This is a genomic window from Streptomyces radiopugnans (genome assembly GCF_900110735.1).
GTDB classification, from domain to species: domain Bacteria; phylum Actinomycetota; class Actinomycetes; order Streptomycetales; family Streptomycetaceae; genus Streptomyces; species Streptomyces radiopugnans.
Genome location: NZ_FOET01000008.1, coordinates 150,697 through 171,807 on the forward strand (window position 1 = coordinate 150,697; position 21,111 = coordinate 171,807).

General features: G+C 73.7%; 17 protein-coding genes. 8 read left to right on the forward strand and 9 right to left on the reverse strand.

The window, feature by feature from the left end:
- Positions 1 to 55: 55 nt before the first annotated feature.
- Both hemQ and hemG read right to left on the reverse strand, forming a co-directional pair.
- Positions 56 to 772 (reverse strand): hydrogen peroxide-dependent heme synthase, encoded by a 717-nt coding sequence (hemQ, locus tag BMY40_RS16445; protein WP_093660204.1) that lies wholly within the window; start codon positions 770 to 772, stop codon positions 56 to 58.
- A gap of 4 nt (positions 773 to 776) precedes the next feature.
- A complete protein-coding gene (hemG, locus tag BMY40_RS16450; protein WP_093660206.1) occupies positions 777 to 2,195 on the reverse strand; it encodes a protoporphyrinogen oxidase in 1,419 nt (472 codons plus the stop codon).
- Positions 2,196 to 2,397: 202 nt separating this feature from the next.
- Here hemG and BMY40_RS16455 point away from each other — a divergent pair, with 202 nt between their 5' ends.
- Positions 2,398 to 3,564, forward strand: a complete 1,167-nt coding sequence (locus BMY40_RS16455; RefSeq protein ID WP_093660208.1) for a DUF4349 domain-containing protein — start codon at positions 2,398 to 2,400, stop codon at positions 3,562 to 3,564.
- Between the two features lie 74 nt (positions 3,565 to 3,638).
- On the opposite strand, the gene hemE is transcribed toward BMY40_RS16455, so the two are convergent.
- Positions 3,639 to 4,646: a uroporphyrinogen decarboxylase gene (gene hemE, locus BMY40_RS16460; protein WP_245770143.1), complete on the reverse strand. Its 1,008-nt coding sequence runs from the start codon at positions 4,644 to 4,646 to the stop codon at positions 3,639 to 3,641.
- Positions 4,647 to 4,805: 159 nt separating this feature from the next.
- On the opposite strand from hemE, the gene BMY40_RS16465 reads away from it, so the two are divergent.
- From BMY40_RS16465 to BMY40_RS16495, 7 genes are all read left to right on the forward strand, one after another.
- Positions 4,806 to 5,441 carry a DUF3000 domain-containing protein gene (locus tag BMY40_RS16465; protein WP_093660212.1) on the forward strand — a complete coding sequence of 212 codons (636 nt, stop codon included), beginning with the start codon at positions 4,806 to 4,808 and terminating at the stop codon, positions 5,439 to 5,441.
- A gap of 181 nt (positions 5,442 to 5,622) precedes the next feature.
- Complete coding sequence (locus BMY40_RS16470) at positions 5,623 to 6,285, forward strand: helix-turn-helix transcriptional regulator (protein WP_093660214.1); 663 nt, start codon at positions 5,623 to 5,625, stop codon at positions 6,283 to 6,285.
- Positions 6,286 to 6,479: 194 nt separating this feature from the next.
- Positions 6,480 to 7,751, forward strand: a complete 1,272-nt coding sequence (locus BMY40_RS16475) for an HRDC domain-containing protein (RefSeq protein WP_093660216.1) — start codon at positions 6,480 to 6,482, stop codon at positions 7,749 to 7,751.
- A gap of 126 nt (positions 7,752 to 7,877) precedes the next feature.
- Complete coding sequence (locus BMY40_RS16480; protein ID WP_093660218.1) at positions 7,878 to 8,150, forward strand: hypothetical protein; 273 nt, start codon at positions 7,878 to 7,880, stop codon at positions 8,148 to 8,150.
- Positions 8,151 to 8,384: 234 nt separating this feature from the next.
- Positions 8,385 to 9,629 (forward strand): thiolase family protein, encoded by a 1,245-nt coding sequence (locus tag BMY40_RS16485; protein WP_093660220.1) that lies wholly within the window; start codon positions 8,385 to 8,387, stop codon positions 9,627 to 9,629.
- Positions 9,626 to 11,755 (forward strand): 3-hydroxyacyl-CoA dehydrogenase NAD-binding domain-containing protein, encoded by a 2,130-nt coding sequence (locus BMY40_RS16490; RefSeq protein WP_093660222.1) that lies wholly within the window; start codon positions 9,626 to 9,628, stop codon positions 11,753 to 11,755. The genes BMY40_RS16485 and BMY40_RS16490 overlap by 4 nt, the downstream gene beginning before the upstream one ends.
- Positions 11,756 to 11,923: 168 nt before the next feature.
- Positions 11,924 to 12,319: a PIN domain-containing protein gene (locus BMY40_RS16495; protein ID WP_093660224.1), complete on the forward strand. Its 396-nt coding sequence runs from the start codon at positions 11,924 to 11,926 to the stop codon at positions 12,317 to 12,319.
- Between the two features lie 13 nt (positions 12,320 to 12,332).
- Here BMY40_RS16495 and BMY40_RS16500 read toward each other — a convergent pair whose 3' ends face one another.
- From BMY40_RS16500 to BMY40_RS16525, 6 genes are all read right to left on the reverse strand, one after another.
- Positions 12,333 to 13,937: an ArnT family glycosyltransferase gene (locus BMY40_RS16500; protein WP_093660226.1), complete on the reverse strand. Its 1,605-nt coding sequence runs from the start codon at positions 13,935 to 13,937 to the stop codon at positions 12,333 to 12,335.
- Between the two features lie 86 nt (positions 13,938 to 14,023).
- Positions 14,024 to 15,964 (reverse strand): 1-deoxy-D-xylulose-5-phosphate synthase, encoded by a 1,941-nt coding sequence (dxs, locus tag BMY40_RS16505; protein ID WP_093660228.1) that lies wholly within the window; start codon positions 15,962 to 15,964, stop codon positions 14,024 to 14,026.
- 254 nt (positions 15,965 to 16,218) lie between these two features.
- Positions 16,219 to 17,517, reverse strand: a complete 1,299-nt coding sequence (locus BMY40_RS16510; RefSeq protein ID WP_245770137.1) for a sugar ABC transporter permease — start codon at positions 17,515 to 17,517, stop codon at positions 16,219 to 16,221.
- The gene (locus BMY40_RS16515) at positions 17,514 to 18,302 is read right to left on the reverse strand and encodes an ATP-binding cassette domain-containing protein (RefSeq protein WP_177214031.1); all 789 of its coding nucleotides are present in this window, start codon (positions 18,300 to 18,302) and stop codon (positions 17,514 to 17,516) included. Before BMY40_RS16515 ends, BMY40_RS16510 begins: the two co-directional genes overlap by 4 nt.
- A gap of 96 nt (positions 18,303 to 18,398) precedes the next feature.
- Positions 18,399 to 19,505, reverse strand: coding sequence for an ABC transporter substrate-binding protein (locus BMY40_RS16520; protein WP_093660232.1), 1,107 nt, complete (start codon positions 19,503 to 19,505; stop codon positions 18,399 to 18,401).
- Positions 19,506 to 19,795: 290 nt separating this feature from the next.
- A complete protein-coding gene (locus BMY40_RS16525; protein WP_093660234.1) occupies positions 19,796 to 21,016 on the reverse strand; it encodes an ROK family transcriptional regulator in 1,221 nt (406 codons plus the stop codon).
- Positions 21,017 to 21,111 lie beyond the last annotated feature (95 nt).

Here is a 21,111-nt window from a genome sequence, read left to right on the forward strand (position 1 = left end):
CCACTCGTGGCGCGGCGGCCCCCGGCCGCCGCGCCACGAGCGCGTGCCGCGGGCGCTACGCCAGCCCCGCCACCAGTTCCGCCAGGTCCTTGCGGCGGCCGGTGTAGAAGGGGATCTCCTCGCGGACGTGGAGGCGGGCGCGGGAGGCGCGCAGGTGGCGCATCAGGTCGACGATGCGGTGCAGCTCGTCGGCCTCGAAAGCCAGCAGCCACTCGTAGTCGCCCAGCGCGAAGGAGGCGACGGTGTTGGCCCGCACGTCCGGGTAGCCGCGCGCCATCTTCCCGTGCTCGGCCAGCATCTCGCGGCGCTCCTCGTCCGGCAGGACGTACCAGTCGTAGGAGCGCACGAACGGGTAGACGCACACGTACGCGCGCGGCTCCTCGTCGGCGAGGAAGGCCGGGACGTGCGAACGGTTGAACTCGGCGGGGCGGTGCAGCGCCATGTTGGACCACACCGGCTCCATCGCGCGGCCCAGCTTCGTGCGCCGGAAGAGGTTGTACGCCTCCTGGAGCGCGTCGGCGGTCTCCGCGTGCCACCAGATCATCACGTCGGCGTCGGCACGCAGCCCGGAGACGTCGTAGGTGCCGCGCACGGTGACGTCCTTGGCCGCGAGCTGGTCGAACAGCTCCCGGACCTCCTCGGCGTGGCCGGCGCGGTCCTCGGGGAGCGCCTCGCGCAGGCGGAAGACGGACCACAGGGTGTAGCGGATGACCTCGTTGAGGTCCTTGGCCTTCTTGCCCGCGTTGGGCGTCTTGCGGGGTTCAGCAGTCATGGTCTCATTCTCGCGCGGCGTCCGGGGCGGCCGCTGGCCGGGCCCTCGATCCGGAGTGGAGCACCGACTCGGCGGCGGTACGGGCGCTCGCGATGCACGCCGGGATGCCCACCCCGTCGTACGCCGCGCCGCACACCGCCAGGCCGGGCAGGGCGGCGAGGTCGCGGCGCACGCGGGCGACGCGGTCGAGGTGGCCGACGGGGTACTGCGGCAGTCCGCCGTTCCAGCGGGTGACGGTGGAGGCGACGGGGCGGGCGGTGAGCCCGATCGCGGTCCGCAGGTCTCCCAGGGACAGTTCCACCAGGTCGGCGTCGTCGCGGTCGAGGACCTCCTCCTCGCCGTAGCGGCCCAGGGAGGTGCGCAGGACGAACAGGCCGGGGTCCTGGGCGGCGTTCCAGCGCCACTTGTTGGTGGAGAAGGTGGAGGCCTTGATCGCCCGGCCGTCGGTGGCGGGGACGAGGAAGCCCCGGCCCTCGGGCACCCGGGCCAGGTCGCGGCGGCGGAAGGCCATGGTGACCAGGGCCATGGAGGCGTACTCGATCCGCTCCAGCTCGGCCGCGGCGGCCGGGGAGAGGCCGGCCAGCAGCCGTGCGGCGGCGGGGGCGGGTACGGCCAGGACCACCGCGTCCGCCTCCAGCCGGCGGCCCGCGGCGACCGCCGTCCAGCCGCTCCCGGTACGGCGCAGTTCGCTCACGGGGGCGCCGGTGCGGATGTCCGCGCCCGCGGCGCGGCAGGTGTCGGCGACGGCGCCGGGCAGCCGTCCCATGCCGCCCTCGATGCCCATGAAGACGGGCCCGCCCTGTTCGGGGCGGCCCGCCGCGGCGCGCTGCTGGACGCCGCGTACGGCGTCCAGCAGTGAGCGTTCCCGCCGGGCCGCCTCGAACAGGGCGGGCACGGAGGCGCGCATCGAGATCCGGTAGGCGTCCCCGGCGTACACCCCGCCCAGCAGCGGCTCCACGAGCCGGTCCACGACCTCGCGGCCGAGGCGGGCGGCGACGTACTCGCCGACGGCCACGTCCTCCCCGACCTCGGTGCGCGGCAGCTCGGCGTCCTCGGCGGCGCGGGCCAGGCCGTCGGGAGAGACGATCCCGGCGAGGACGGCCGGGTCGGCGGGTACGCCCATGACGTGGCCGGTGGGCATCGGGCGCACCTCGCCGCGGGTCCAGACCGCCGCGGTGCCCGTGGCGGGCGGCTGGAGGGCGTCGCCGAGACCGGCGGCGCGGGCGAGGTCGAGGCCCTCGGGGCGGCGGGCGAGCATCGACTCGGCGCCCAGGTCGACGGCGGCGTCCGCGATCCGTCCGGCGTACAGCTTGCCGCCGAGACGGGGGGAGGACTCCAGGACGGTCACGCGCGCGCCGCCCTCCAGCAGGCGGTGGGCGGCGGCGAGCCCGGAGATGCCGCCGCCGATGACGATGACGTGCATGGCTCCACTCTCGCAGACCGCCGCCGGCTCCCGCGCGCCGCCCCGGCCGGGAGGGCTCCGGCCGTGCGGTGGCCTTCCCGAGTCCCGACCGTGACCGCTTCGCTACCGGGGAACGGCAACCGGCCCGTATGGCAGGCCGTCCAACTCCCGACATCCACAGATGTGTTGGGGGGCTTTGATGTTCACACGCAGGTTCACGCCCATGGCCGGCGGCAGTGCGCCGGCGCGGCGCGGGGCGTCGGCCGCGGTGCTGCTGGCCGCAGCGCTGGCGGTCACCGGCTGCGGCGTGGCGGGGGACGGCGACGGTAGCGCCGGCGCCAAGGCGGACCGGGGCGTCGCGGCGCCCGAGGCGGCCCGCCAGGAAGCGGGGCAGGGAGCCGGACAGGAGGCAGGGGCCTATGAGCAGGGCGCCTCGCAGGCGGACCGCGGGGAAGCCGGTGACCGGAGGGCCGCCGACGACGCGCCCGACCTCGCCGCGACCCATGTCATCCGTACCGCGTCGCTCACCGTCACGGCCGAGGACGTGCCGGAGAAGCTGGACCGGGCCCGCGCGGTGGTGGAGACCGCGGGCGGCTACGTGGCCGACGAGGACACCGACAGCGACTCCGAGGGGCACGACCGCTCCCGTATGACGCTGCGGGTGCCGCCCGAGGAGTACCAGGGGGTGCTGGACGAGCTGGCCGGGCTCGGCAAGCAGGTCGAGCGGAAGGTCTCGGCCAAGGACGTCACCGACCAGGTGGTGGACGTCGAGAGCCGGATCAAGACGCAGAAGGCCAGCGTGGACCGGGTGCGCAAGCTGATGGACGAGGCCGGGGCGCTGTCCGACGTGGTGACGCTGGAGGCCGAGCTGAGCAGTCGGCAGGCGGATCTCGAGGCACTCCAGGCGCGTCTGAAGTCCCTGGAGAGCCGCACCGGGATGGCCACGATCACGCTGGTGCTGCGCGAGCCGGACGCGGAGCCGGCCGAGGGGGAGGACGACGGCGCGCCGTCCTTCCTGGACGCCCTGGCGGGCGGCTGGCAGGCCTTCGTCTCGACGGTCCGCTGGATCACGGTCGTCCTGGGCGTGCTGCTGCCCTTCGCCGCGGCGGCGCTGCTGGCGGTGCTGGTGTGGCGGCTGGTACGTCCCTGGCTGCCGCGGCGGCCGGAGGGGGCGCTGCCGCGGCGCACCGGGCCGGCCGTGCCGCCCCCGGTGACGGTTCCGGGGCCCGTGACGGCGCCGGGCACGGCGCCGGGCGCCGCACCTGGCACGGTGCGGGAGGACGGCGGCCGTGCGGAGGGTCCCGCAGAGGACCGGGGGACCCCGGCGGGTCCGGAGAGCCCTGAGGTCCCGGAGAAGCCCGAGGCCCCGGGGGCTTCGGAGAAGGGGTGAGGGGAACCCCGGCGGGCGGCCCTCTGCCCGAGGGCCGGCCCGCCGGGGTCCCGCTCCCGCTCCGTCCCGGCGGCTCAGCGCGCGGTCTGCTCGTGCACGTACTCCACCAGGCGGGTGAGCGCGTCGGGGTCGGTGTCGGGCAGCACGCCGTGCCCGAGGTTGAAGATGTGCCCCGGCAGGCCTCGGGCGGCGTCCAGCACCCGCCTGGCCTGGGTCTCGACGGCCTCGCGCGGCGCGAAGAGCACCGCCGGGTCGAGGTTGCCCTGGACGGCCTTGTCCGGGCCGATCCGGCGGGCCGCCTCGTCCAGCGGCACCCGCCAGTCCGCGCCGACGACGTCCGGGCCCGCCTCGGACATCGCGCCCAGCAGTTCGCCGGTGCCGACGCCGAAGTGGATGCGGGGGACGCCGTGGTGGGCGACGGCGTCGAAGACCTTGGCGGAGGCCGGCAGCACCGAGGCGCGGTAGTCGGCGGGGGCCAGGGCGCCGGCCCAGGAGTCGAAGAGCTGTACGGCGCTCGCGCCCGCCTCGATCTGCACCTTCAGGAAGGCGGCGGTGATGTCCGCGAGCCGGTCCAGCAGGTCGGCCCACAGCTCCGGGGCGCCGTACATCATCGCCTTGGTGTGCTCGTGGTTGCGGGACGGCCCGCCCTCCACGAGGTAGCTGGCGAGGGTGAAGGGGGCGCCGGCGAAGCCGATGAGGGGGGTGGCCCCCAGCTCGGCGGTGAGCATCCCGACGGCCTCGGTCACGTACGCCACGTCGTCCGGCTCCAGCGGGCGCAGCCGCTCCAGGTCGGCGCGGGAGCGGAAGGGCCGCTCGACGACGGGGCCCACCCCCGGCCTGATGTCGAGGTCGACGCCGATGGCCTTGAGGGGTACGACGATGTCGCTGAAGTAGATGGCCGCGTCCACCCCGTGGCGGCGGACGGGCTGGAGGGTGATCTCGGTGACGAGGTCGGGGCGCATGCAGGAGTCGAGCATCCCGATGCCCTCGCGCACCTTCCGGTACTCCGGCAGGGAGCGGCCGGCCTGCCGCATGAACCACACCGGGGTGTGCGGCACGGGCTCGCGGCGGCACGCCCGCAGAAAGGCGGAGTCGGCGACTGCGGGCTCGGCGGCCGCGGGGGCGGCGGATCCCGCGGCGGAGGGGGTCTGGGCTGCGGTTCGGTCGTCGGCGGTCACAACCAGAAGTCTCGCACGTGTCCCTACCCGTCCGGAGCACCCGTTCCGCCTACGCTGCCGCCCATGGCAGCGGCGCGAGCACACCAGGCGGACGGTACGGCGGGTCCCGGCGGTGAGGAGGCGCCGCGGCCCTTCCGGCAGGCCGTGGCGGCGCTGGCGGGGGTGCGGCCGCGCCCGGAGATCCGGCTGGGCCCGCTGCCGCCGCCGCGCAGGCTGGCGCCGTTCGCGCACGCGGTGGAGGCGTCGGTCGAGGCCGAGGGCGAGGAGCTGGCCGACGGGCGGTTCGTGCTGCTGCACGATCCCGCCGGGCAGGACGCGTGGCGGGGCTCGTTCCGGGTGGTGACCCTGGCCCGCGCCCAGCTGGAACCGGAGATGGCGGCGGACCCGCTGCTGCCGGAGGTCACCTGGTCGTGGCTGACGGGCGCGCTCGTCGCGCGGTCGGCGGGGTACGCCGCGGAGGGCGGCACGGTGACGCGGGCGGACTCCCACTCATTCGGGGAGCTGGCGGACCGGGCGGTGCGCTCGGAGCTGGAGATCCGCGCCTCGTGGACCCCGCGGGACGGGCTGGGGGAGGCGGCGGCCGGACATCTGGCGGCCTGGTGCGACCTGCTGTGCCAGTGCGCGGGGCTGCCGCCGGAGGAGGGCGGGGGGGCGGCCGTCGTACCACTGCCGCAGCGCCGCGGCCCGCAGCCACTCTGATGGTTCCCCGGATCGAGCCCCTGTCCGATTTGCCGGAATTTTCCACTCACTCATTCGTGATCATTCCCTAAAGACGGACCGGCGGAGTGCCGAAGGATTCTGTGACCCCTCACGGGGCTCATCCCATCCCGACTTCCCCCATAGTCGGCTTCCGTCCGCTCTCCACTCCCCAGGAGGCCCGGTGTCCGTTCTTCTTGAGCACCCCACAAGCCTGGTCGCCTACCGCCCGAACAAGCCGACGGCCATGGTCGTCGTCGCCGACCCCCGGGTCCGTTCCACCGTCACCCGCCACCTGTGGGCGCTCGGTGTCCGGGACGTGATCGAGGCGTCTTCGATCGCGGAGGCCCGCCCCCGTGTCGCCAACCCGCGCGACATCTGCGTAGCCGAGGTCCACCTGCCCGACGGCTCCGGCCTGACCCTGCTGTCCGAGACCCGGGCGGCGGGCTGGCCCAACGGCCTCGCCCTCTCCGCCGCCGACGACATCGGCGCCGTGCGCAACGCCCTCGCGGGCGGCGTCAAGGGCTACGTCGTCACCGGCACCCGCGGCACCCCCGGTCACCCCGGGCGCCCCGGCACCGCACCCATCGGCGCCGCCGCCGCCCGTATGCACCGCCGCCCGCCGGGCGCCCCCGGCCAGTCCGGTGGCTACCGCGAGCTCTCCGGCCGGGAGATCGAGGTGCTGCGGCTGGTGGCGGAGGGCCAGTCCAACAAGGCGATCGGCGTGTCCATGGGCCTGTCCGCCCTGACCGTCAAGAGCCATCTCGCCCGGATCGCCCGCAAGCTGGGCACCGGCGACCGCGCGGGCATGGTCGCGGTCGCCCTGCGCACCGGCATCATCCACTGACCGCCCACCGACCCCGGCTGCCCGCGGCGCTCCCCCGCCCCCACTCCCCCCACACACCGCGATCCCCTTCCCGCTCCGACCCCACCCGCCCGCCCGGCCGGCTCCCGGCCGGGCGGGCGGGTGCGCGTCGTCCGCCGACGTGACGTTCCGTCGACGGACGACGCGCATCGCGTGCGCATGGATACCCTTGTCGCGTGACCGACGCCCAAGAGACCTCCATAAGCAACGCAGCTCGGCCTCCCGCACGGGAGGAAGGTCCGGCGCCGGTCCCCTTGCTGGAACCGCGCGGGGGCATCCCGCCCGTGACCGCCACACCCGAGGCGCTCGCCGGGGTCGTGGAGGCGTTCGCCGCGGGCCGCGGCCCCGTGGCCGTCGACGCCGAGCGGGCGTCCGGATACCGCTACGGGCAGAGCGCCTACCTCGTCCAGCTGCGCCGCGCGGGCGCGGGGACCGCACTGGTCGACCCGGTCGGCTGCCCGGACCTGACCGCCCTCGGCGAGGCGATCGGGGACGCGGAGTGGGTGCTGCACGCCGCCACCCAGGACCTGCCCTGCCTGCGCGAGACGGGCATGCGCCCCACGCGGCTGTTCGACACCGAGCTGGCCGGACGGCTGGCGGGCTTCGCCCGCGTCGGCCTGGGCGCGATGGTCGAGAACGTGCTGGGCTACTCCCTGGAGAAGGGCCACTCCGCCGTGGACTGGTCCACCCGTCCGCTGCCCGAGCCCTGGTTGCGGTACGCGGCGCTGGACGTGGAGCTGCTGGTCGACCTGCGCGACGCCCTGGAGGAGGAGCTGGAGCGCCAGGGCAAGCTGGAGTGGGCGCGCCAGGAGTTCGCCGCCATAGCGGCGGCCCCGCCGGCCGCCCCCCGCAAGGACCCCTGGCGCCGCACCTCCGGCATGCACAAGGTGCGCAGGCGGCGGCAGATGGCGGCCGTGCGGGAGCTGTGGACGGCCCGCGACCAGGTGGCGCGGCGCCGCGACGTCTCGCCGGGCAAGGTGCTCACCGACGCGGCCATCGTGGAGGCCGCGCTGGCGATGCCCGCCACCGTGCAGGCGCTGGCCGCGCTGCCGGGGTACGGGCACCGGATGGGGCGCAGGCAGCTCGAGCAGTGGCTGGCCGCGGTCCAGCGCGCCCGCGCCCTGCCCGAGTCGGAGCTGCCGCAGCCCGCCCTGACGCCGGCCGGACCGCCGCCCCCGCGCGCCTGGGCCGACAAGGACCCGGTCGCCGCGGCCCGGCTCGCCGCGGCGCGGGCGGCGGTGACGGCGCGCGCGGAGGAGCTGAACCTCCCCCAGGAGAACCTGCTCGCCCCCGACACGGTGCGGCGGCTGTGCTGGGAGCCCCCGGACGAGGCGTCCGAGGCCGCGGTCGCGCGGGCGCTGCGCGCCCTCGGCGCCCGGCAGTGGCAGGTCGAGCAGACGGCGCCGCTGCTGACGGCCGCGCTGTCGGCCGTCCCCTCCGACGTCTGACGGGAGCCTCCGGCCCCCGGTCCCCGGCCCCCTCCCCCGCCCGGCGGAAGGAAGGGGCCGGACTTCCGCTCGCACACGGGTCCCACATAGGGTGATCCCCTGTTGACAACCCAGGGGGGATGAGGAATGTCCTATCCGAACTACCCGAACCAGCCGTACCCGCCGCAGCCGCCGCAGCCGAACCCGTCCAACACGCTCAGCATCGTCGGCATCGTGCTCGGCTGCGTCGCCTTCCTCTTCTGCCCGCCGCTCTTCGGCATCGCGGGGATCGTCTGCGGTGTGATCGCCAACTCCAAGGGCGAGCGGCTGGCCAAGACCGCCATCGGGGTCTCCGCCGCGGGCCTGATCGTCGGGGTGATCCTGGGCATCGTGGCCTTCCAGGGCGTGTACGGCGTCTGAGTTCCACGGGTGCGCACGGCGTCCGAGGCCGGCCGCGCACCGCTTCTCCGGGCCCGCCCCCTCCGGGGCGGGCCCGTGTTCCGCCACCCGGCGGACCGGCCCGCCGGACACCCGGAAGTGTGACGTGCGACTCCCTGGGAGAGGGGCTGTCCACCTTGGGGTTACCGGCAAGTAGCATAAGCTCCGGGAAGCGCGCCGTACGGCGTACCACCGCACCCCTGGAGGAGAGCCAACGTGCCTCGTACCGCTAGGGACGTCGTCTTCGTCGACGGCGTCCGGACCCCGTTCGGCAAGGCGGGCCCGAAGGGCATCTACCACGAGACGCGCGCCGACGACCTGGTCGTCAAGTGCATCCGTGAGCTGCTGCGCCGCAACCCGGACCTGCCCCCGGAGCGCATCGACGAGGTCGCCATCGCCGCGACGACCCAGATCGGCGACCAGGGCCTGACCCTGGGCCGCACCGCCGGCATCCTGGCCGGACTGCCGACGACGGTGCCGGGCTACTCCATCGACCGGATGTGCGCCGGCGCCATGACCGCCGTGACGACGACCTCCGGGTCGATCGCCTTCGGCGCGTACGACGTCGTGGTCGCGGGCGGTGTCGAGCACATGGGCCGCCACCCGATGGGCGAGGGCGTGGACCCCAACCCGCGCTTCGTCTCCGAGAAGCTGGTCGACCAGTCCGCCCTGTTCATGGGCATGACGGCGGAGAACCTCCACGACCGCTACCCGCACATCACCAAGCGGCGCGCCGACGAGTACGCCGTGCGCAGCCAGGAGAAGGCCGCCAAGGCGTACGCCGACGGCAAGATCCAGGCCGACCTGGTGCCGATCTCCGTGCGCCGCACCAACGAGGAGGCCATGGGGTCTCCCCAGCCCGGAGGGCGAGGGGAAGAGACCGGCTGGGGCCTGGCCACCGCCGACGAGCCCATGCGCCCGGGCACCACCCTGGAGCAGCTCGCGAACCTCAAGACCCCCTTCCGCGCGCACGGCCGGGTCACCGCCGGCAACGCCGCCGGACTCAACGACGGTGCCACCGCCTCCCTGCTCGCCGCCGAGGACGTTGCCCGCGAGCTGGGCCTGCCGGTCAAGATGCGCCTGGTCTCCTACGCCTTCGCCGGTGTGGAGCCGGAGGTCATGGGCGTCGGCCCGATCCCCTCCACCGAGAAGGCGCTGGCCAAGGCCGGTCTGTCGATCGGCGACATCGGCCTGTTCGAGGTCAACGAGGCCTTCGCCGTCCAGGTGCTGGCCCTGCTGGACCACTACGGCATCGCCGACGACGACCCGCGCGTCAACCAGTACGGCGGCGCCATCGCGTTCGGCCACCCGCTGGCCTCCTCGGGCGTGCGTCTGATGACGCAGCTCGCGCGGCAGTTCGAGGAGCAGCCGCACGTCCGCTACGGCCTGACCACCATGTGCGTCGGCTTCGGCATGGGCGGCACCGTGATCTGGGAGAACCCCCACTGGGAGGGCAAGTGAACAACACCGCCGAACTGCTGAAGGGCGCGGCCGAGCTCTTCCCCGACGAGGTCGTCACCAGCGCCCACGTACGCCACCTCGACCTCCCCCAGGGCGCGGGCCGCTTCGCGCTCATCACCCTGGACAACGGCCTGGACCACACCAAGCCCACCACCCTGGGCCCGCAGTCGCTGGTCAACCTCGACAAGGCGATCGACCAGGTCGAGGCCGAGGCCGCCAGGGGCGAGATCGCCGGCGTCGGCGTGACCGGCAAGCCGTTCATCTTCGCCGTCGGCGCCGACCTCAAGGGCGTGGAGGTCATCAAGCGCCACGAGGACGCGCTGGCCATCGGCAAGGGCGGCCACGACGTCTTCAAGCGGCTGTCCTCCCTGGCCGTGCCGACCTTCGCCTACTACAACGGCGCCTCGATGGGCGGCGGCGTCGAGGTGGGCCTGCACTGCACCTACCGCACCGTCTCGCGGGCCATCCCGGCCTTCTCCCTCCCCGAGGTCTTCCTCGGGCTGGTCCCCGGCTGGGGCGGCTGCACCCTGCTGCCGAACCTGATCGGCGCCGACCGCGCGGTCTCGGTGATCATCGAGAACTCGCTCAACCAGAACAAGCAGCTCAAGGGCGAGCAGGTCTTCGAGCTCGGCATCGCCGACGCGATCTTCGACGGCGCCGACTTCCTGGAGCAGTCGCTGATCTGGACCGCCTCGGTGCTCCGCGGCGAGCTCGAGGTCGAGCGCCCGGACGTCGACCGCGGCGAGGCCTGGGACCAGGCCGTCGCCCGCGGCCGCTCCATCGCCGACTCCAAGGTGCACGGCGCGGCCCCGGCCGCCTACCGCGCGCTGGACATCATCGCGGCGGCCAGGAACGGCGACCTGCGGCAGGGCTTCGACGCCGAGGACCGCGCCCTGGCCGACCTGATCATGGGCGACGAGCTGCGCAGCGGCCTGTACGCCTTCAACCTGGTCAACAAGCGCGCCAAGCGCCCGGCCGGCGCCCCGGACAAGAAGCTGGCCCGCCCGGTCACCAAGGTCGGCGTCGTCGGCGCCGGTCTGATGGCCTCGCAGCTGGCGCTGCTGTTCGCCCGCCGCCTGGAGGTGCCGGTCGTGCTGACCGACATCGACCAGGAGCGGGTCGACAAGGGCGTCGCCTACGTCCACGAGGAGATCGACAAGCTCCTGCTCAAGGGGCGCGTCAACCAGGACAAGGCCAACCGCCTCAAGGCCCTGGTCACCGGCTCGCTGGACAAGGCCGCCGCCTTCGGCGACGCCGACTTCGTCATCGAGGCCGTCTTCGAGGAGATGGGCGTCAAGCAGCAGGTGTTCGCCGAGGTCGAGGCGGTCGTGCCCGAGCACGCCATCCTGGCCACCAACACCTCCTCGCTGTCGGTCACCGAGATGGCGGGCAAGCTCAAGCACCCCGAGCGGGTCGTGGGCTTCCACTTCTTCAACCCCGTCGCCGTGCTGCCGCTGCTGGAGATCGTCCGCGCCGAGCAGACCGACGACGCGTCGCTGGCGACGGCCTTCGCGGTCGCCAAGTCGCTGAAGAAGACGGCCGTGCTGGTCAAGGACGCCCCGGCGTTCGTCGTCAACCGCATCCTGACCCGCTTCCTGGGCGAGGTGCTGCGCTCCATCGACGAGGGCACCCCCGTCGAGGTCGCCGACCGGGCGCTGGCTCCGCTGGGCCTGCCCATGTCGCCGATCGTCCTGCTGGAGCTGGTCGGCCCGGCCGTCGCCCACCATGTGGCGGGCACTCTCAACGCCGCGTTCCCCGACCGCTTCGGCGTCTCGGAGAACCTGGGCCGCATCGTCAAGGCGGGCAAGCGCAACCTCTACGTCTATGACTCCGGCAAGCCGGAGCTGGACCCGGAGGTCGCCGCCCTGTTCGAGACCGGTGACACGGTGCTGACCGAGGAGCAGGTCCGCGAGCGCGCGCTGAACGCGATCGCCGAGGAGATCCGCCTGATGCTCGACGAGGGCGTCGTCGCCGAGGCGCAGGACATCGACCTGTGCCTGATCACCGGCGCGGGCTGGCCCTTCCACCTGGGTGGCATCACGCCGTACCTGGACCGCGAGGGCGTCTCCGAGCGCGTCGCCGGCAAGCGGTTCCTGGAGCCGGGCGTGGCGAGCGTCCCGAACTGACGCACCGGGGCGGCTCCCCGCTGCCCCGCCCCACGGCGCCCGTCCGCACCCCGAGTGCGGGCGGGCGCCGTCGCGTGCGCGGGGACCAGGCGCGTGGACAGAGCTCCGGGACGGTGGCCGGGCGGTGCTCAGGCCGTGGCCGGGCGGTGGCCGTGGCACCCTTGGGCCATGCCCGAACGCCTGCGCCCCCTGCTTGTCGTGGACGCCGCCAATGTCGTCGGCTCGGTGCCGGACGGCTGGTGGCGGGACCGGCGCGGCGCCGCCGAGCGGCTGCGGGACCGGCTCGCGGCACGGGCGGCGGCCCCGGACGGCGCAACGGGCGAGGGCGAGGACGAGGACGGCGAGGAGATCGTGCTCGTCGTGGAGGGCGCCGCCCGCGGGGTGGCCTCCGTGCCCGGGGTACGGGTGGTGGAGGCGCCCGGCAGCGGGGACGACCGGATCGTCGAGCTGGTGGCGGCCGAGGGCCGCGGCAGGCGCTGCACCGTGGTCACCGCCGACCGCGGGCTGCGCGAGCGGGTGGCGGCGCTGGGCGCCCGGACGGCCGGTCCGCGCTCGGTGCGCTGACCCCCCTCGCGGCTCAGCGGGCGCCGGCCGCGCCTCCGCCCCCGCGCTCTTCACGCTCCGGCCGCAACACGTACACCACCGCCCCGTCCACCCGCTCCACGCGCTCGTAGTGCGCCGCGAGCAGGTAGCGCAGCGTCGGCATCCGGGAGGGGGCGTACGGCTTGCCGCGCGAGTCGTCGACGATCACCTTCGGCGGGTCCTCGGACAGCTCCGCGTGGAAGGTGCGCCAGCCGCCCTCGACGCCGTACCGCTGGCCCACCCGGTGCCCGTCCCGGCCGCCGCTGAAGTTGGTGAGCAGACCGGCGGTGAGATAGCGGCTGGCCGGGGTGCGGTCGGCCAGCCAGTAGCCCTCCGGGTGCATGCCCCACAGCAGGACCTTCTCCTGCGGTCCGGCGTGCCGCCGGGCGGCGTCGGCCACCTTCCGGGCGTGGTCCAGCTCCCCGCTGCCCGCGACCGTGCTCCAGCCCAGGAACAGCGCGCACGACAGCGCCGCGCACAGCGCGGACCGGAGCGCCCACCGGCCGCCCAGCAGATGCAGTGCGCCCGCCCCCAGCAGGGCCAGCGGCGGCAGCAGCTGGAGGTAGTAGTGGCCGAAGAAGTGGAAGCCGGAGACCACGGCGACCGCGGAGGCCGCCAGCCAGGTCCAGAGGTCCGCCGTCAGGACCTGCCGGCGTCCCGGCGGGCGCCGCCGCAGCGCCGCCGCCAGCGGCACCAGCAGCCCCGCGAACCCCGCCGCCGCGATGGCGGTGTTGCCCAGGCCCCGGCCGAGCACGTGCAGCTCCGAACCGGTGAAGGAGGCGTACGTACCGGAGCCGGTGACCGTCCAGAACAGGAAGCGGGACCAGCCGCAGGCCGCGGCCACCGCCGCCACCGGCAGTACGCAGCCCGCGCCCAGCCGGAGCAGCGCCGCCCGCCGCGGATCGCCGGACGGCACCGAGCGCCACAGCAGGAACAGCACCGGCAGCAGGACCGCGCCGCCCGTCTGCTTGACCAGGAAGGCGCCGGCGACCGCGAGGCCCGCGGCCGTCCAGCGCCGCCGGTCGGCGCACCAGAAGGCCGCCGCGGTGAACGGCAGCATGAAGACCTCGAAGTTCGCCGCCTGCGCGTCCTCGGGGTTCAGGCCCACCGAGGCCAGGACGAACAGCACGCCGGCGGCCCAGGCGGCCCGCTCGCCCCAGCGGCGGCGGGCCAGGGAGGCCAGCAGCGCGGCGGTCGCCGCCACGGCCGCCACCGCCGCCGCCTTGACCGGCCACAGCGAGGCGTCGCCGAAGAGGGCGAAGGCGCCCTGGTACAGCCAGGGCACCAGGGGCGGTTTGCGGTCCACGACGGTGTCGTAGAGCACTCCGCCGTCCGCGAGCATCCGGGCCTGGGTGGCGAGGAAGCCCTCGTCGGGGTTCCACAGCGGGCGCAGGAAGGACGGGAGGCGGGTGAGCGCGGCCAGCAGCACCAGCACGGGCAGCAGCCGGGGCCACAGCGGCCGGGGACGGCGCGCGGCCGCCGGCCGCTCCGCCCGCGGGGCCGGGGGCCGCAGGTCCGGGAGCCGCGCGGGCAGCGCGGACCGCGGGGCCGGGGGCCGCGCGGACAGCGTGGACCGCGGCGGTTCGGGGGCGGTCGGCATGGGCTCAACCTATCCGGATCCGTCCGGCCCGCTCCCGCGCGGCGGGAGCCGTGCGGGAGCGGGCCGGCGATCGGTCGCGGGCGGGGTCAGTCGCGGGTGCTCTCCGTGCCGAGGCCGGCCGTACGCTCGGTGCCGTAGCGGCCGTCGAGCTTGGCGACCAGGCCGGTGACCTGGCGGGCGATGTCCGGCGCGGTCAGGCCGATCTCGGCGAGCACCTCGCCGCGGGAGGCGTGGTCCAGGAACTTCGGGGGGATGCCGAAGTCGCGCAGCGGCACGTCCACGCCCGCGTCGCGCAGCGCCTGCGCGATCGCCGAGCCGACGCCGCCCACCCGGCTGTTGTCCTCCACGGTGACGACGACGCGGTGGCGGTCCGCCAGCGGCGGCAGCGCCTCGTCGACCGGCTTGACCCAGCGCGGGTCCACCACGGTGGCGGAGATGCCCTGCTTGTCCAGCAGGTCGGCGACCTCCAGGCACATCGGGGCCAGCGCGCCGACCGAGACCAGCAGCACGTCCGGCCGCTCGCCCTCCTCCGTCCGCGCCTCGCGCAGCACGTCCATGCCACCGACGGTGGAGACGGCGGGTACGGACGGGCCGACGGCGCCCTTGGAGAAGCGCACCACCGTCGGGGCGTCCTTCACCTCGACGGCCTCGCGGAGCTGGGCGCGCAGCTGATCGGCGTCGCGCGGGGCGGCGATCCGCAGCCCGGGGACGACCTGGAGGATCGACATGTCCCACATGCCGTTGTGGGAGGCGCCGTCGGTGCCGGTGACCCCGGCCCGGTCCAGCACGAAGGTCACGCCGCACCGGTGCAGGGCGACGTCCATCAGCACCTGGTCGAAGGCCCGGTTGAGGAAGGTGGCGTAGACGGCGAAGACCGGGTGCAGTCCGCCGGTGGCCAGTCCGGCCGCCGACACGGCGCCGTGCTGCTCGGCGATGCCCACGTCGTAGACGCGGTCGGGGAACGTCTCGGCGAACTTCTGCAGGCCCACCGGCTGGAGCATCGCGGCGGTGATGGCGACGACGTCCGCGCGTTCGCGGCCGAGCTTCACCATCTCGTCGCCGAAGACCGAGGTCCAGTCGGCGCCGGAGGCGGCCACCGGCAGCCCGGTGTCGGGGTGGATGACGCCGACGGCGTGGAAGCGGTCGGCCTCGTGCTGGACGGCGGGCTGGTAGCCGCGGCCCTTCTCGGTCAGGCAGTGGACGATGACCGGGCCGCCGAAGCGCTTGGCGCGGGTCAGGGCGGACTCCAGGGCCGCTATGTCGTGGCCGTCGATGGGGCCGAGGTACTTCAGGCCCAGGTCCTCGAACATGCCCTGCGGGGCGATGACGTCCTTGATGCCCTTCTTGGCGCCGTGCAGGGTCTCGTACAGCGGCCTGCCGACGACCGGGGTGCGGTTGAGCAGTTCCTTGCTGCGGGCGAGGAAGCGCTCGTAGCCGTCGGTGGTGCGCAGGGTGGCCAGGTGGTTGGCCAGGCCGCCGATGGTGGGCGCGTAGGAGCGCTCGTTGTCGTTGACGACGATCACCAGGGGGCGGTCCTTGGCGGCGGCGATGTTGTTGAGCGCCTCCCAGGCCATGCCGCCGGTGAGCGCGCCGTCGCCGATGACCGCGGCCACGTGGTGGTCCTCGCGGCCCAGCACCTCGTTGGCCTTGGCCAGTCCGTCGGCCCAGCCCAGCACGGTGGAGGCGTGGGAGTTCTCGATGACGTCGTGCTCGGACTCGGCCCGCGAGGGGTAGCCGGAGATGCCGCCCCTGGCCCGCAGCCTGGAGAAGTCCTGCCGCCCGGTGAGCAGCTTGTGGACGTAGCTCTGGTGTCCGGTGTCGAAGAGGATCCTGTCCCTGGGCGACTCGAAGACCCGGTGCAGGGCGATGGTCAGCTCGACCACGCCCAGGTTGGGCCCGAGGTGACCGCCGGTCTTCGAGACCGCCTCGACGAGGAAGGTCCGGATCTCCCGGGCGAGCTGGTCGAGCTCTTCGGGGGTGAGCCGGTCGAGATCGCGCGGTCCCGTGATGCGGGTCAGCAGAGCCACCCGTGCCTCCTTGCTGGTCGAGCCGTACGGGCTTGTGCCGATCCGATGAGTCTAATGTTCCGATCCTCCGGCCGTGCGGCGGCCACCGCGTTGCCGCCGTCCGGGTGTGTCGCGGCGTGTCGCGGTGCGGCACGGGGAGGTGCGGGGATGTACGGGGCGCCCCGGGCCCTCGTGGCGCCGGCGCGCGTACGCCCGGTGCCGGGCCCCCGGATCGGGGGCCCGGCACCGGGCGGATCGGGAGGGCGGGCGTGCGGTCAGCTTCGGCCCGCCGAGCGCTGGGTGCGCCGGGAGACCGAGTCGATGACGACCGCGGCCAGCAGCACCGCGCCCGTGATCATGTACTGGATGGCGGCGGCGATGCCCAGCAGTGCCATGCCGTTGGCGATCGAGCCGATCACCAGCATGCCCAGCAGCGCCGACCACACCGAGCCGCGTCCGCCGAAGAGGCTGGTGCCGCCGATGACCGCCGCGGCGATGGCCTCCATCAGCAGGTTGCCGCTGCCCGCGCCCTGGTTGGCGGCCAGGATGCGGGAGGCGATCATCAGTCCGCCGAAGGCGGCCATGGTGCCCGCGATGGAGAAGACCGAGATGCGCACCAGCTCGACGTTGATGCCGGCGCGGCGCGCCGCCTCGGTGTTGCCGCCGAGCGCGAAGACCTTGCGGCCGTAGGAGGTGCGCTTGAGGACGAAGTCCAGCGCCACCAGCACGACCAGGAAGATCAGCAGCGCCAGCGGCATGCCCCGGTACTGGTTGAGCATGTGGGCGGCGCCGAAGGCCAGCAGCGCCAGCACCGCGGTGCGCACGACGATCTCGCTCAGCGGGCGGGCGGGGATGCCGGCCGCGGTGCGGCGCCGGGCGCCGAGGAACTGGACGGCGAAGAAGACGCCGACCGCGACCGCCGCGGTGCCGTAGGCGACCGCGATGTCGGTGAAGTAGTGGTTGGAGAGGGTGCCGACCAGGCCGTCGCGGTCCAGGTTGATGGTGCCGTCGGTGCCGAGCACCCTCAGCATCAGGCCGTTCCAGGCGAGCAGGCCCGCCAGGGTGACGACGAAGGCGGGGACGCCGATCTTCGCGAAGAAGTAGCCGTGGAAGGCTCCGACCGCCGCGCCGGTGAGCAGCGCCAGGACGACCGCCAGCCACTCGTTCACCCCGTTGTTCACCGCGAGCACGGCGAAGACGGCGGAGGCCAGGCCGCTGACCGAGCCGACCGACAGGTCGATCTCGCCCAGCAGCAGCACGAAGACGATGCCGACGGATATCAGGCCGGTGCCGACGATGTAGACCGACAGGTTGGAGAGGTTCTCGGCGGACAGGAAGGCCGAGTCCTGCATCTGGAAGATCGCCCAGATGAGGATCAGGCCGACGACGACCGGGACGGAGCCCAGCTCGCCGGTGCGCATCTTGCGCTTGAAGTCGGTCCAGTAGCCCGCCAGGCCCTCCTCGCGTACGAGCAGCCGCGGGTCGACGGCGGGCGTGGCGCCCGCGGCGGCCGTGCCGTTGCCGGGGGCCGGGGCGGTGCCCTCGGAGTTCTTGGAAAGCTTGGTCTCACTCACGGTCGGCTCCCCGCGGTACGCGCCTTGCGGCGGGTCACGGCGTTCTCCGTGGCGCCGGTGATGGCGGAGATGATCTCTTCCTGGGACGTGCTGGCGACGTCGAAGACGCCGTTGTTGCGGCCGAGCCGGAGCACCGCCACCTTGTCGGCGACCGCCTTGACGTCCGCCATGTTGTGGCTGATGAGGATGACGGCCAGGCCGCGTTCGCGCAGCCTCTCGACCAGGTCGAGGACCTGGGCCGTCTGCTCGACGCCGAGGGCCGCGGTGGGCTCGTCGAGGATGACGAGCTTGGGCTCGCCCAGCATCGAGCGGGCGATCGCGACGACCTGCCGCTGTCCGCCGGAGAGGGAGGCGACGGGGATGCGGACGCTGGGGATGCGGATCGACAGGGTGTCGAGCAGTTCCCGGGCGCGGCGCTCCATCTCGATCTCGTCGAGGACGCCGGAGCGCAGGATCTCGCGCCCGAGGAACAGATTGCCGACCACGTCGAGGTTGTCGCAGAGCGCGAGGTCCTGGTAGACGGTCGCGACGCCCAGCTCCTGGGCGTCGTGCGGCCGGTTGACCTCGACGGCTCTGCCTTGCCACTCGAAGACGCCCTCGTCGGCGGGGCCGACGCCGGCGATCGTCTTCACGAGGGTGGACTTTCCGGCGCCGTTGTCGCCCACCAGGGCGACCACCTCGCCGGCGTGGACCTCCAGATCGACGTCGGTGAGCGCCTGAACGGCACCGAAGCGCTTGGAGATCCCGCGCAACGCCAGTACAGGCGTAGCGGACACGTGAACCAACTCCTAGGACAGGACGGGGGTGGGGACCGTCCGGTGCCCGCGCCCTGTGGGATCGAGGGGGCGCGGGCACCGGTGGGCCGGCGGACTGCCGGACCGTTACTTCAGGCCGGCCTTCTCGCACGCCTTGGCGTACTTGGCCGTGCAGATCTCCTCCACCGAGTAGAGGCCGTCCTTGACCACGGTGTCCTTCAGGTTCTCGACGGTCACCGCGATCGGCTCGATCAGGGTCGCGGGAACGTCCTTGGTGGTCGCGCTGTCGACGGTGGTCTCGGTCTCCGGCTTCTCACCGCGGGCCAGGGCGACGGCCATCTCGGCGGCGGCGTAGGCCTCGGGCTGGAAGGGCTTGTAGACCGTCATGAACTGGTCGCCGGAGACGATGCGCTGGACGCCCGCCAGTTCGGCATCCTGGCCGGTGACCGGCGGCAGCGGGTCGACGCCGGCGCTCTTGAGGGCGGTGATGATGCCGCCGGCCATGCCGTCGTTGGCGGAGTAGACGCCGACGATGTTCCCCTTGCCCAGGGAGGCGATGGCGCCGCTCATGTTCTTGTTGGCCTCTTCGGGCTTCCAGCCGGTGGTGTCGTAGGACTTGCCCACCTTGACCTTGCCGTCGAGGACGGACTTGGCGCCCTTCTTGAACATGGCCGCGTTGGGGTCGGTCGGCGACCCGTTCATCATGACGATCTGGCCGTCCTCGGCCTTGTCGCCGAGCTCCTCCAGCAGCGCGGTGCCCTGGACCTTGCCGACCTGCTCGTTGTCGAAGGAGGTGTAGGCGGAGATCGGGCCCTCGGCGAGGCGGTCGTAGGCGACGACCGGGATGCCGGCCTCGTCCGCCTTGGTGACCGAGCCGGCGATGGACTTGGCGTCCACCGCGTCCAGGATGATCGCGTCCACCTTCTTGGTGATCATCGAGTTCATCTGCTGCTGCTGCGTCGACGCGTCCTCCTTGGCGTTGACGTAGCTGACCTCGCAGTCGGAGCAGAGCTCCTTGATCCTCTTCTCGATGAGGGGCTTGTCGAAGTTCTCGTAGCGGGCCGTCTGGTCCTCCGGCAGCAGCAGGCCGATGGTCAGCGGGCCGTCCTTCTTCTCGTCGTCGCCGCCCGAGCCGTTGCCTCCGGCTTCCTTGGCACTGCCGCAGGCGGCGAGCGAGACGGCCATGGCGGTGGCGGCCACGGCCACGGCGGCACGGCGCAGTTGCGTGTTCATCCAGAACCTCCCTGACGAGGCCGCGTCACTGCGGCCGAGGTGGCAGGAAGTCAACTCGTAGTAACACCTGCCGTCAAGAAGTAAATTCTTAACGAGACAGCAACGATGCCATGCGTGAACAAAGTGAACGCAGAGTGGCAACGAGAGCGCTCTCGCCCTCATGACACGGGTACGGCGGCGCCTTCGGCCTCCATCCGCCCCGTCCTTCTCTTCGTTTGTTTTCCGCGTCCCCGGCCCGGAACCGGCTCTGAACCGGCCCCGGACCGCCCCGGAGCCGGCGTGAATCCGGCTCAGGCCCCGGCGGACGCCGCGACGGCCGGCACGCGCCCGGCGCCGTTCAGCGAACCGTCCAGCAGCGTCGAGTCGCCCATCTCGCTCAGCACCAGCGCCAGCGCGCCCAGCACCTCCGCACGGCCGCCCAGGGCTCCGGGCACCACCGTCAGCTGCCGGGCCGCGCTGGGGATGGCGTAGCGGGAGACCGAGTCGCGGATCGGGCCGAGCACCAGCTCGCCGGCCTCGGCCAGATCGCCGCCGAGCACGACGCGGCTGGGGTTGAGCAGGTTGCACAGGTTGGCGACGCCGCTGCCCACATGGCGCCCGATGTCGGCCACCACCCGGCGGCAGCCGAGGTCCCCGGACCGGGCGAGCCTGACCATCTCGGGCATGGTCAGGTCGGGCCCGTGGCTGGAGTGCAGCAGCGGCAGGACGTAGCGGGCCGCGGTGAACGTCTCCAGGCAGCCCCGGTTCCCGCACCGGCACACCGGGCCGGACTCGTCCAGCGTGATGTGGCCGATCTCACCCGCGGTGCCGCCCGGACCACGGTAGATCTGACCGTCGATCACCAGGCCCGCGCCCACACCGCTGGCGACCTTGATGTACGCCAGGTCCCGCGCGCCGCGCCCGCTGCCCCACACCAGCTCGCCCAGCGCACCGAGGTTGGCGTCGTTGTCGACGTGGACCTCCACACCGAGGCGGGAGGCCAGCTCCTCGCGCGGATTGGTCCCGGCCCAGCCCGGCAGGATGGTGCTGGAGCCCAGCACTCCGGTCTCGACGTCGATCGGACCGGGGACACCCAGGCCCAGCCCGATGACCTTCTCCCGGCAGAAGCCGGTCACCTCGATCAGCCGCTCCACCAGCCGCTCGGCCCGGTCGAAGCCCTGGGAGGCGGAGGCGTCCACGTCGATCGGCTCGGACTCCTCGGCGAGCACCTGGTGGGCCAGGTTGCCGACGGCCACGCGCAGGTGGGAGTGGCCGAAGTCGACGCCGACGACGATGCCCGCGTCCCCCGACAGCGAGACGCTGCGGGCCCGGCGCCCTCCGGCGGAGGTCGGGGTGACCTCGACCGTGCCGTTGTCCTTCAGCTCCCGGACGATGTTGGAGACCGTCGCGGCCGACAGCCCCGTGGTCCGCGCGATCTCCGCCTGGGTGAGCGAGCCCGCGATGCGCACGGCCCGTACCACCCGCTCCAGATTGGCCCGGTGCAGAGAGGACTGCGACCCCGGAGTCTCCACGACTCATCCACTCCCGCCTCGACGGGCGGCTCGACGACCTGCCCGTCGGCCGCACCACGCCGACGAGGTGCGGCTTGTCTCCAATACGTGAACCA